Source organism: Streptomyces sp. NPDC019224, from assembly GCF_040632605.1.
GTDB lineage: Bacteria > Actinomycetota > Actinomycetes > Streptomycetales > Streptomycetaceae > Streptomyces.
Genome location: NZ_JBEYCF010000005.1, coordinates 13436 through 24802, shown reverse-complemented (window position 1 = coordinate 24802; position 11367 = coordinate 13436). Strand labels below are relative to the sequence as shown.

Sequence of the window (11367 nt, the reverse complement as noted above, 5' to 3'; positions counted from 1 at the left end):
GCCACCCCACTACCTCGCCCCGTGTGTGAACTCAGCACACGAGCGAAGCGTAGCAGTGCCTAGCCCTCGCCGTTTGATTATGCGCTTAGTTCACAGAGGAAATGGAAATCTTTGATCGAAGGGCTGCTCCTCCTTCGATCTTCACCTAAGCTCCCGGAAGCGCCCGGCACGTCTTCGACCAGGTGAACGCACCGGTCGCAGCAGGGGAAGGGAACCGCATGCGCGCCCAGGAGATCACTTTCCTCAACCTCGTCCAGGGGGAGAAGCAATTCCAGGTCCCGCTCTACCAGCGAACGTACAGCTGGGGCCGGGATCAGCTTCTGCGGCTCTGGGAGGACGTGGGCGAACTGGTCGAGCAGCATCTGGCGGGTGAGGCGACCGCACCCCATTTCCTCGGATCCGTCGTTCTGGCACCGGGGCAGATCCAGGCGGGGGGCGTGGCGAAGTGGCTGGTCGTGGACGGCCAACAGCGCCTCACCACACTGATGCTGGCGTTCACCGCACTGCGTGACCAGCTCAAGGACTCGGGCGATCCTCGTGGGGCCGAGCGGATCCACCGCCAGATCCTCGTGAACGAGTACCAGGAAGCGCTGGACCACTACCGCCTTCTGCCCACGCAGGCCGACCGGCAGGCATTCACCGAGTGCATCGGCTCCGCCCCCCAGGCCGGCGGCGGCGGCAACATCGGCGGCGCGTACCGGTTCTTCCGGGGAACACTCGCCGAGGGGCAGGAGGGCGCGGCAGACCCGCAGGACTGGCTGAAGGCCGTGGAGAACGCCCTGAAGGGCCTGCTGTCCATCGTCGAGATCACCGCCGAGCCCGGCGACAACGTCTACCGGATCTTCGAGTCCATCAACAACACCGGCGTCGGCCTCAGCCAGAGCGACCTGCTGCGCAACTACATCTTCATGCTGCTGCCCCAGCGGGGTGAGCGGGTGTACCAGGAACTGTGGCTTCCGATGCAGCAGAGACTGGGACCGAAGAATCTGGAGCTGCTGGTCTGGCTCGACCTGGTCGTCCGCGGCCACAACAAGACCAAACAGAGCGAAATCTATCGCGAGCAGCAGAAGCGACTGCAGCCCCTCGCGGGTAACGAGGAGGCGCTGCAGCTGGAGATCGCCCGGCTGTCGGAGCGGGCCCAGCGGTTCATGCGCATCATCGAACCTTCCCTGGAACCTTCGGCCCCCTTGCGCGCGGCCCTGGAGCGTCTGGCCGCCTGGGGCGGCCAGACGCACTACCCGCTGGCCCTGCACCTGCTGGACCTGGTCGACGCGGGCACAACGAGCGCGCAGGACGCCGCCGAGGCGTTGCTCTACGTCGAGTCGTACCTGACCAGACGTCTCATCTGCCAGACACCGACCGCGGGGATCAACCGCATCTTCATGGAGGCCCCCAAGGACCTGGAGACCGACCGTCCGGCCGCCGAGGCCGTCCGGCGCTTCCTCTCGGGGAAGCGACGCCGGTGGCCGAGCGACGAAGAGTTGCGTGCGGCGATTCGCAGCAAGCCGTTCTACTGGAGCGGACGCCCTCCGCAGCGCGGCTACATCCTGCGCCGGCTGGAGGAGAGCTACTCCCCCAGCGAGCCGGTCGACTTCGCCAAGGCGTCCCTCAGCGTGGAGCACGTCCTGCCCCAGCGGCCGGCGCAGGCCTGGTTCGACCTCCTCGCCGAGGAGACGGAGGAAGGCCAGGCACCCCAGGAGTTGCACGACCTGCTGGTGCACACTCTGGGCAATCTGACCCTCACCGGAGACAACTCCAAGCTGTCCAACCATCCCTTCCAGCGCAAGCAGCAGATCCTCGATTCCAGTGCACTGCGGATGAATTTGGAGATCGCCTCGTCAAAGCGTTGGGGCAAGGCGGAGATCCTGGCCCGCGCCGACAATCTCTGGCAGCGTGCGGTGGAGCTGTGGCCCGGCCCGCTCGGCGGTTTCCGTCCGGCCGCCGAGGAGTCGTCGAACTGGACCGAGCTGCGGGCGGCGCTCGTCGCCATGCCCAGCGGCTCCTGGACGGCGTACGGCGACGTGGCCGAGCTCATCGGCAGCCATCCGGTACCGGTCGGCGCCTACCTGGCGGCCAATCCGACGGTGATCGGCGCCCACAGGGTGCTGAACTCCGAGGGAAAGGTATCCGCCGGGTTCCGCTGGCCCGACGGCGACGACCGGCCGCCGCCCCAGGATGTGCTCCGGAACGAGGGCGTACGGTTCGACCGCTACGGCCGCGCCCACAAGTCCCAGCGCCTGACGGCCGCCGAACTGGCCACTCTGCTGGGCAGGGACGTGACCCCGCAGGCCGCCCACGATCCGCTTCCGGACAACGAGAACGCGGAGGCGGCCGCACGCTTCCGCAGCCAGCTGCAGGCGCATTGGCCGGCGGCGGAGGCCGGGGTCCTCTCAGCGCTCGACTTCTGGCGCCGCCAGGGCGGACATCTCGATTACGGCCGGCACGAGGAGACGAGCTGCTTCCCCACCCTCGACGCCGGCACGAGCACCCGCCCGCACCTGTTGTGGCCCCTCGGCCTCTACCCGGTCAGTGGGACGGTCGAGGTCGTCTTCCAGTACCTGAAGGACCGCACCCCCTTCGACGATTCCGAGAACCGCCGCGAGTTGCTGCAACGCCTCAACCAGGTCGACGGCATCGATCTTCCGGAGGCCAAACTGGAACTGCGCCCCTCGTTCCCACTCTCGGTCTTCGACGAGCACGGCGAAGCGATCTGCGAGGCGCTGGACTGGTTCATCCACACGGCAGCGCTGGATCTGGCGCGCAGGGACTGATCCATGCGGTCGGTGTCGGCCGGCAGGGACCACTCCGCGTTACAGGCCGGGCTCCCCCGTACGCGCGAGCACGCCCTCGGCAAGCCCGTGGAACTCTCGATAGCAGGTCTGCACGTACTTCTGTGTGCTGCCGAGGGCACCGTCAGCGGCCTTGAGGTCGAACATGGGCTTGCGCGCGTCATGGGCGAGCGGCATGAGGCTGCGGTAGTTGCGAAGAGTGGCGATGCGATGCCGGTCGTCGCCGTGCTCAGGGGCTTCCTCGTCAAGTACGGCCGCCGCGTACACCCATGGGATGCGCTGCAACCACCGCACGTAGGCCTTCACCGGCCGGTCCAGCCTCATCTCGGGCTGCATGATCACGTACCCGAGCGGTCGCATGTCCGCACGCGGGGCGGAGAAACCCGGCGGCACCTGGGGCAGCACGAGCTGCTGCCAGTTCCTGCGCCAGTCACGCAGTGTGGGACCGAGGTTACTGAGCCCCTTCAGTGAGAACAGATCGGCCGCGAGAGGCATCAGCACCGTGTCCGCCGCAATAAGGGCGGACCGGTTGATCGCCCCGAGGTTGGGGCCGACGTCGATCAGCACGATGTCCGCATCGACTGCCGCGGCGGCCCGCTCCACCACACGGTGGAAGGCAGTGGTGGTACGAATCGCCGCGATGTCACCCGCGAACGTCTTGAACCACTCGTTGGACAGCTTGTCCTCGAAGCGGCTGAGGTCCAGGCTGCCGGCCAGCAGCCAGAGGCCCGGCTGCAGTTCCGCAGGCTCGACGGTGGCGATGTCACCCGTCCCCTCCAGAATCGGCCGTACGGCGTCCGCGATCGTCTGCCCGCTGCGTACGCGACCCGTACCCGGCAGCGCGGACCAAACGGCGCCTTGGGCGATGAGTTCCGACTTGTTGTCCCAGAGTTCTTCGATCTCGGTCTCGTCCAGGCACATCGAGGTGAGGTTGGCCTGCGGGTCCAGATCCACGGCCAGCACGGTAAGACCCATCCTGCAGAACATATGGGCCAGGTGATAGGTGAGGGTCGTCTTGCCCACGCCGCCCTTGTTGTTGAAAAGCGCGATCGACGTCCGGGTCACGAAGCCCTCCGAAGGGTGACGGCCCACGACGAGTCGTCGACCTGGAATTCCGCTGGCGGATTCCCGTTGCGTTCGAGCGAAGCCTTGACCCGACCAATGCCCCGGCCGAACCGGTTCACGTAGCCCATGCCCTTCATGGCGGCGGCGAGGGACGGGTTGCGGTAGTCGGTCACACGGTCGAAATTGTCGTCCCGCACCTGACCGTACGGTCCACCAGGATTGGTCAGCTCGATCCGGTCGTCGAACCAGGCGATACGGACCGGCGCGTACGAGGTTTCGTAATTCCGGTGCATGAGCGCGTTCATGGACAACTCCCGCAAGGCCTCCAGCGGGTAGTCGGGCTGCGGGGTCTCCCGGAAGCCCTCCTCGACCAGGCGGGTGCGCAGATTGCTCCGCAGCAACGGTTCGAGCCGGGCGGCCACGCCTACGAGGTTCTGGCGCAGTTCCTGATCGTCGGCGACCGGCGCGTCCAAGTCAGTGCCCTGGTACCGCACGAACTGCACGTATGCCCCGGGAATCCAACTGCTCGGGTCAAGGCCGACCGCGAGCAGCCCGAGCGCCGTCGGCCGACCGTCCGGGATCGCGAGGTGCAGCGAGGCCAGCTGCAAGTCGACCGGGCGGCCGTTCTCCTCGATGACCTCGGGGCCCACCAAGGAGGGCAGGTACGCCTGGCGGAACAGATCGAGATCAAGATCGTCAAGCGTGGTACCGGCGACAGGACGCGCGTCGAATGGAAGGTCACCTGCACGCCGGCGCTCGGCGAGAACCCGTTCGTCCTCCCGGGTCGCCTTCCGCGTGGTGGGGCCGGGGCGCACCCACACCACTCCCTCGAAACGTACCGGCAACGCGGCGGAGGCCTCCACATGAATATGCACCACCGGTTGCCCCCGGTAGACAGCCGCCTGCACGGTGAACGACGGCCGGTCCAGGATGCGTCCGTCGTCCCGAAGATCGGTCAGCGCGAGCAGTGCCCGGTCGCTGACGTCCACATCACCGACCGGAGTCCCGTCGTCCGCGACACCGATGAGGATGTCCCCGCCGCCTTTGCCGGGCAGATCGTTGGCCATGGCGCAGACGGCATTGCCGATCGCGTCCCCTCGCCTGCCTTCCCGTTTGGCCACGCGCTTGAACTCCAGGACGGGGCTCTCACTGGTCCCGAGGGTGTCTGCCAGGTCCACTGGGTTTGCGTTCACATCAGCATTCTGCCGGGTTTCCGTGAACGAGCCCGGCGTGCCTCCCGCGGATCACCACGAAACCGCCGGCCCGGCGGCGCGATCACCCTCGAACCGGCCCCAGCGCCACCTCGACGCCCTCCCCGTCCCAGCCGTCCCGGGTGCGCCACAGGACGTGGACGCCGAAGACGTCGCGAACGGCGGCGGCCGACCAGTCCTCGGCCGGCGGGCAGGCCAGGACGAGGCAGAGGACGCCGGCGGGTTCGGACAGGGTGTGGTTGATCTCCAGGAGGCGGACCGCACCCGCCCGGAGGTCGGTGTAGGCAGCGAGACCGGCGCCGAGCACCTCGTACAGCACGTGCCCGTCCTCGGTCCCGCAGGCCACGTCCACGACCGGGGAGCCGGGCTCGGGCTGGCGGTCGGCCCGCAGGAGGGCACCCATCAGTTCGAAGCGCACCGCCTCATGGGTCCTGCACGCGCGGTCGGCCGCGGCAGCGTCCTCCAGGACCTGACGGAGTCCGGCACTCGCAGCCGGCTCCGAGGGGGCGAGGGCGGCGGAGGGTGAGGTCATGGAGTCGGTTTCCTTCGGGTCGGACGGCACGGGGGACTCGGTCGCGCGGGACTGCTCGGAGGCGGCGGGCGGCACGGCCGGCTCGGCAGATCCGGGGCCCGGGACTTCCTCGCCCGCCGGCGGACCGGCGGCCGCGATGCGACGCTCGATGTCCTGCCGCGCTGCCGACAGGGCCCCGGCCCAGCCACTGGCTTCCAGCTCCGTACGGAACCGGTCCAGGTCCGGCCCCCCGGAAGGCGTGGCCCGAGTGACGCCGGCCGCCAGGTCGCGCAGCCGGTTCAGTCCGGCCCTGTCCGGCGAACCGAGCACGCGCCATACGTCCAGCCAGTCGTGCTGGTCCAGCCGCAGGCACCGGTTGGCCATGCCCTTGAGTTCCGAGAGGCCTGCCCGGAAGTCGTCCGGGACGGTGCCGGCGGCCAGTTCCTCGACGACGCCGAGAGCTCGCGCGTACCGCCGGGCCATCGTCACCGAGATGGGCCGTCGCCCTCGTTCGTCGACGGTGACGAAGCTGACGCTCGACGCGTGGCGCAGCACCCAGGCGTCCAGTTCGGCGCCTTTTGCCGGGGGTGCGGAGCCGTGGCGCACGGCCATCAGCAGCGGACGGCCCGTGGTGGGTTCGACGGCCTCGACCTTGTAGTTGCCTCCGGTGGTGTGGCCGATCACCCGGACACGGATGTCGGTGCCGATCTCCGGAAGCTCTTCGGCCCCCTCGGGTCCGGGGGCGGTACGGGGAAGCGGAAGCGGCTCGGGGGCCTTCGTCAGGGCGTCGGGAAGCGGGGCCGTGTGCAGGACAGTCAGGCTCTGAGTGCTGCGGGTGAGTGCGATGTAGAGCTGTCGAAGCCCTGCCGGGCCGCGCGAGGCGATGGTGGCGGGCTCGACGACGAGCACGTGGTCGTACTCCATGCCCTTGGCCTGGCCTGCGGCCAGGACGGTCACCGCTTCGCGTTCCCGCTCCGTGAGGTCTTCGGACGCGTCCAGGTTGCGCCCGATCTCGTCGAGCCAGCCGGAGTCGTCGGGGACGATGACCGCCACGGAGCGCAGCGTGCGCCCGCGCTCCACGTCATGGCCGCCGGAAGCGGCCCCATGACCGGGGGTCAGGGATGCGCTCCGCCTGGGCGCTTGTGGTCGCACGAGCACACACCGAGCTAGCGGCCAGCATGGCACGCATTGACAGAGTTCACAAGCAACACCCGGGCCGACGCGAAGGCTCCATGGATGCACTCCGGCCGCCACCCGCCTCATGCGAGACCCCGTCCGAAAATCGGTGAAAGCCGCGCGGTCGCACATCTAGGAATGACAGGTACATGGCGGCATCCTGAGGCGAGTTCGCGTTACCCGCGAGCTGAGAGCCTTATCAACACCCCGCCACCACACGGAGGTTGCTCATGCGCCGTCGCGTCGCCACCCTGCTCGCCACCCTCGGACTGTCGCTCCCGCTCGCCCTGCTGCCCACCGCCTCCGCCTCGGCGGCCCCCGCGGACAAGCCCCAGGTGCTCAGCTCCTGGACGCAGACGAGCGCCGCCAGCTACAACGCGTGGAACGCCGCCCGCAACAACAAGGGCGCGTGGTCCGCGTACGGCTTCGACTGGTCGACCGACTACTGCAGCACCTCGCCCGACAACCCCTTCGGCTTCCCGTTCCAGACGGCCTGCGCCCGCCACGACTTCGGCTACCGGAACTACAAGGCCGCCGGCACGTTCTCCGCCAACAAGGCCCGCCTGGACAACGCCCTCTACGCGGACCTCAAGCGCGTGTGCGCCGCGTACTCCGGCGCCAAGCTGACCTCGTGCAACGCCACGGCCTGGACGTACTACCACGCGGTGGACGTCTTCGGTGTCACACCGGCCGGGGCGGGCGCGGCCAGAGACTGATCAGCGGTCCTCCCCCGAGGCCGGGCCCGCTCCCCCGGGTCCGGCCGGCCCCGCCGCCCCTCCTCGCCACAGGTCCCGTCGCCGCCGGGTCCACCGGGCGCCCCGGTGGCCGGGCCCCAGTACCCGTTCCATGTCGGCCAGCAGCAGTTCGTACGCCTCCAGGGCACCGGCCGCGTCACCGGCCCACCCCCGCATCTCGGCCAGGGTCAGCCGGGTCAGCAGCACGACGTGGTGATCGGCGCCGCGTCGCAGCGTCCGCTCCCGGAGCAGCCGTTCGTACGCCTCCGCAGCGCCGGCCTCGTCCCCCAGGTTCCATCGCACCTGGGCCAGGCGGCACAGGGTGGCCACGGCGTGCGACTCCTTGCGCAGGACCACCGCCTCCCTGATCCGCCCCTCCAGCTCGCCCCTCCGCAGGACCGGCGGCATCCACTCCGGCCGCTCCCGCCAGTACGCCTGGTTGCGCCGCGCCAGTGCGACGCGGGGGTGCCCTGCCCCCAGCGCCCGTACCAGATCCGGCACCAACTGCCCGTACGCCCGGGCCGCACCGGCCCCGTCGCCGGCCTCCGCCCGCACATGGGCCAGGGTGATCCGGGTGTCCAGGACGAGCGGGTGGTCGGCGCCCCAGGCCCCGGTCCGCAGTGCGACCAGCTGTTCGTACGACTCCGCGGCGGCCGGGTGGCCGTTCTCCCTGCGCCACATGGCGGTGTAGCGGAGGTTGCGCGCGTCGTGCACTTCCTCACCCAGCAGCCGATCCCGGGCGGTCATCAGCCGGTACGGATTGCGCTTCAGATCCCTCTTGATGGCACGGCTGTCCCCGAGGATGCCCCACCCGATACGGATCCATCGCCGCCACGTCCTCATTCGGTGGTCCTCTCTTCTCAATGGCCGCCGCGGGGGCGGTCGCAGGAGGCGTGATCGGGGTAACCGCCGAAGGCGTCCGCCTCGGTGTCCGCGCGGTTCATCGAGCCCTTCACGCACAACAGCGGGGAAACGCCCGCGTAGACGAGGAAGCCGACCTCGGTCGCGCCACCCTGGTGAGTCTCCACCGCCCCGGGGCCGTAGCCGAGAGCCATGAGCGCCTTACGAGCGTGCGCCGGCGAGAAGTCCCCTCGCTTGCGCAGCGGTTCCAGCGCCTGCTCGACGCGGGTGACGAGCGCGAGCCCGTCGCAGCGGCTCTGGCCGTGCAGCGGGAACGGCACCTGGAACCCGTGGTTCTCGGCGTAGTGGTCGGTGGGCACCCCGGCCGGGGCCGAGGACGACACGGGGGACTCCGGCTCCGGTGCGGGGTCCTCGCCGGGACACCGGAAGTCCACCGGCTCGCTGGGCGTGGCCGTCACGGCAGATGTGGAGCCCCCGCCCGCCTCGTCCGCCCGCTCGCTCCCGCACCCCGCCACGAGCACGGCGACCGCCACCGCCGTCAGCGTTCCGAACCCCGTCCTGGTTCTCTTCATGCGCCGATCCTGCCGTACACCCGTACAGGGGTTCGTTCAGGTGGCAGGAGACCAGCCGGGCCGGCTGGTCGGTGGCGAAGGGGGCGCGCCGCTGAGCATGTGGTGCAGCAGGCAGCCCACCGCGTAGAGGTCGCTGCGGCCGTCGACACCTCCTCGCCCGGCCAGCAGTCCGGCGGCGATCGTCTTCACCGCCACCGGGCGCCCCAGCCGCAGATCGACCCCCCGCCATACGTGGCCCATCACGCCACGCCCGAGTACGGAATCGAGCCGGTACCGGTCGAGCAGCACCCTTCCCGGTGCGACCGCCTGCATATCTCCCCACCTCCACACGATTCACACAAGGGCACTCCCCGGTGCACCTGTGAACAAAGTCAATATGCGTAGTAGCCTGCCAGAACAGCGGCTGCTGAAACGCGGGCCCCAAGGGCCGGTCAGGCCGGATCCCGCCCATGACCCCGGAGAGAAGTCGATGAGCACGAGCGCCGTACCCGTCAGTCTGGCCGAGATCGCCCGGATCGCCGGTGTCGGGCGGGCCGCGGTGAGCAACTGGCGTCGCCGCCACGACACGTTCCCCTCCCGGATCGGCGGCACGGACGTCAGCCCGTTGTTCTCGCTGTCCGAGGTCGAACAGTGGCTCAGGGACATGGGGAAGCTGTCGGACGCCGGAGCCCGCGAATTCCTGTGGCCCCGCTTCGAGGCACTCGGCAGCCGGGACGAATCGGGCCTCGCCATCGCCGAGGCCGCACGGCGGATGCGCTCGCCGCGGGCCCGCACCGCCGCCTCCGCCCTCTCCGCCGAAGCCAGGTCCCTCGTCGGCGACGCCGCACGGCTGGGGCGCGGTGAAGGCCCCCGCGGCACGTTCGAGTTCCTGTTGCAGCGCTGGCTGGACACTCACGTACGCCAGCTCAGCACCACGCCTCCCCCGCTGGCCGCCCTGATGGCGCGACTCGCGCTCGACAGCATGCTCCCCGGGGGAGACGAGGGACTCACGTTCTTCGACCCGGCCTGCGGCACCGGCCATCTTCTGGCGGCGGCCGTCGAGGAGTACGAGGGTCCGGCACCGGCCCTGTTCGGCTGCGAGCGCGACCCCGCTCCGGCCGCTCTGGCGGCCGCCCGCCTGGACTTCGCCGGCGAGGACCGGGAGATCCGGGCCCGCATCGAGACCGTGGACGCGCTGCGCGCCGATCCCGTTCCCGGTCTCCGCGCCGACGTCGCCCTGTGCAACCCACCGTTCAACGAACGCGACTGGGGTTACGAGGACCTGGCCACCGACCAGCGCTGGACGCACGGGCTCCCTCCGCGCACCGAACCGGAACTGGCCTGGGTGCAGCATCTGCTCGCCCACCTCAGGCCTGGCGGAACAGCCGTGGTCGTGCTTCCGCCGGCGGTCGCCTCCCGCAAGGCGGGCCGCCGCATCCGGGGGTCCCTGCTGCGCACGGGGACGCTGCGGGCGGTCGTGGCACTCCCGCCGGGCTGCGCCCAGCCGCACAGCGTCTCGCTCCAGCTCTGGATCCTGCGGGCCGCCCCCGACGGGGCCGTCGCCGCGCAGGACGCGCTGCTGGTGGACGCCACCCGTGCGGCACGGCCGCCGACGCGCGAGCAGGGCCCCGACTGGGCGGCCCTGACGGAGTTCGTACGATCCGCGGTCTCCCACCTCGACAGCCCGCAGGACGTCCTCCCCGACGGTGCCGTGCGGGTGTCCCTCCTCGATCTGCTGGACGACGAGGTGGACGTCACCCCGGGGCGCTACGCCGGCCCGGGTCCCGAGTCGTCGCAGGCGGATCTCGCCTCCTCGTGGGCCGAGGTGGCCGGCTCCCTCGACGAACTGGGCAGCCTGGCGGACCGCTTGTCGAAGGTCGGGCTGACAAGCGCGGAGGCGAGAACCACCGCCACCGTGGGAGACCTGGCCAAGGCGGGCGCCCTCACGCTGCGCGCCGGGCAGCAGCCCGCGGAGGCGGTGGAGCCGGGGCACCGCCTGCCCCTGCTGACCGTGGCCGATCTGCTCATGGACGGCGAGCCCGGCATCCAGGTCGCGCCGGCTGCCACGCACACCGTCGCGCACGAAGGCGATGTGGTCGTCGCCGGAGTCGTACGGGCGTTCAGGGCCTGGGTGCACCAGGGCGACCCCGTGGCGCTCGGCCCGCAGCTGTACGCGTTGCGCGTCGCCCCCGACAAGCTGGACGCCCACTTCCTCGCCGGCTGTCTGCGCGCGCCCATGAACGGGCGGCAGGCGGGCACCCATGCCTCCAGCTCGTCCCGCGTCGACGTCCGCCGCCTTCTCGTGCTTCAGCTCCCCCTCGACGAGCAGGCCGTCTACGCGGAGACCTTCCGCCGTCTCACCACGTTCGAGTCGCTGCTGTCCCGGACGGCGGAGCTCGCCGGCGGGCTGGTGGGCGAGGTACGGGACAGGCTCGCGACGGGCGGGCTGACGGAACACTGACCGGGACG

8 protein-coding genes and 1 pseudogene are annotated in these 11367 nt (G+C 70.3%); 3 read left to right on the top strand and 6 right to left on the bottom strand.

What is annotated here, in order from left to right:
• The first annotated feature begins 218 nt into the window (after positions 1–218).
• Positions 219–2771 carry a DUF262 domain-containing protein gene (locus ABZ564_RS04765; protein WP_360849446.1) on the top strand — a complete coding sequence of 851 codons (2553 nt, stop codon included), beginning with the start codon at positions 219–221 and terminating at the stop codon, positions 2769–2771.
• Between the two features lie 39 nt (positions 2772–2810).
• On the opposite strand, the gene ABZ564_RS04760 is transcribed toward ABZ564_RS04765, so the two are convergent.
• The 3 genes and pseudogenes from ABZ564_RS04760 to ABZ564_RS04750 all read right to left on the bottom strand — a co-directional run.
• Positions 2811–3854, bottom strand: coding sequence for an AAA family ATPase (locus tag ABZ564_RS04760; RefSeq protein ID WP_360849443.1), 1044 nt, complete (start codon positions 3852–3854; stop codon positions 2811–2813).
• Positions 3851–5032 (bottom strand): ATP-binding protein, encoded by a 1182-nt coding sequence (locus ABZ564_RS04755; protein WP_360849440.1) that lies wholly within the window; start codon positions 5030–5032, stop codon positions 3851–3853. Before ABZ564_RS04755 ends, ABZ564_RS04760 begins: the two co-directional genes overlap by 4 nt.
• A 97-nt stretch (positions 5033–5129) precedes the next feature.
• Positions 5130–6524 (bottom strand): annotated as a pseudogene (locus tag ABZ564_RS04750) (ATP-binding domain-containing protein); the annotation flags it as partial.
• A 458-nt stretch (positions 6525–6982) separates the two neighbouring features.
• Here ABZ564_RS04750 and ABZ564_RS04745 point away from each other — a divergent pair.
• Positions 6983–7468 (top strand): phospholipase, encoded by a 486-nt coding sequence (locus tag ABZ564_RS04745; protein ID WP_360849437.1) that lies wholly within the window; start codon positions 6983–6985, stop codon positions 7466–7468.
• Here the strand turns inward: ABZ564_RS04745 and ABZ564_RS04740 are convergent, their stop codons facing one another.
• From ABZ564_RS04740 to ABZ564_RS04730, 3 genes are read right to left on the bottom strand one after another with little or no spacing between them, the layout of a single operon-like run.
• The gene (locus tag ABZ564_RS04740) at positions 7469–8329 is read right to left on the bottom strand and encodes a hypothetical protein (RefSeq protein ID WP_360849434.1); all 861 of its coding nucleotides are present in this window, start codon (positions 8327–8329) and stop codon (positions 7469–7471) included.
• A gap of 17 nt (positions 8330–8346) precedes the next feature.
• Positions 8347–8919, bottom strand: a complete 573-nt coding sequence (locus ABZ564_RS04735) for a hypothetical protein (protein ID WP_360849431.1) — start codon at positions 8917–8919, stop codon at positions 8347–8349.
• A gap of 36 nt (positions 8920–8955) precedes the next feature.
• Complete coding sequence (locus tag ABZ564_RS04730; protein WP_360849428.1) at positions 8956–9231, bottom strand: hypothetical protein; 276 nt, start codon at positions 9229–9231, stop codon at positions 8956–8958.
• Between the two features lie 157 nt (positions 9232–9388).
• Between ABZ564_RS04730 and ABZ564_RS04725 the strand changes: the two genes are divergently transcribed.
• Positions 9389–11359, top strand: coding sequence for an N-6 DNA methylase (locus ABZ564_RS04725; protein WP_360849425.1), 1971 nt, complete (start codon positions 9389–9391; stop codon positions 11357–11359).
• The last annotated feature ends 8 nt before the right edge of the window (positions 11360–11367 follow it).

Bases quoted from the DNA above. Each gene is read 5' to 3' on its own strand.
- ABZ564_RS04765 (WP_360849446.1), top strand. From the start codon at position 219: ATGCGCGCCCAGGAGATCACTTTCCTCAACCTCGTCCAGGGGGAGAAG.
- ABZ564_RS04745 (WP_360849437.1), top strand. From the start codon at position 6,983: ATGCGCCGTCGCGTCGCCACCCTGCTCGCCACCCTCGGACTGTCGCTC.
- ABZ564_RS04740 (WP_360849434.1), bottom strand. From the start codon at position 8,329: ATGAGGACGTGGCGGCGATGGATCCGTATCGGGTGGGGCATCCTCGGG.
- ABZ564_RS04735 (WP_360849431.1), bottom strand. From the start codon at position 8,919: ATGAAGAGAACCAGGACGGGGTTCGGAACGCTGACGGCGGTGGCGGTC.
- ABZ564_RS04730 (WP_360849428.1), bottom strand. From the start codon at position 9,231: ATGCAGGCGGTCGCACCGGGAAGGGTGCTGCTCGACCGGTACCGGCTC.
- ABZ564_RS04725 (WP_360849425.1), top strand. From the start codon at position 9,389: ATGAGCACGAGCGCCGTACCCGTCAGTCTGGCCGAGATCGCCCGGATC.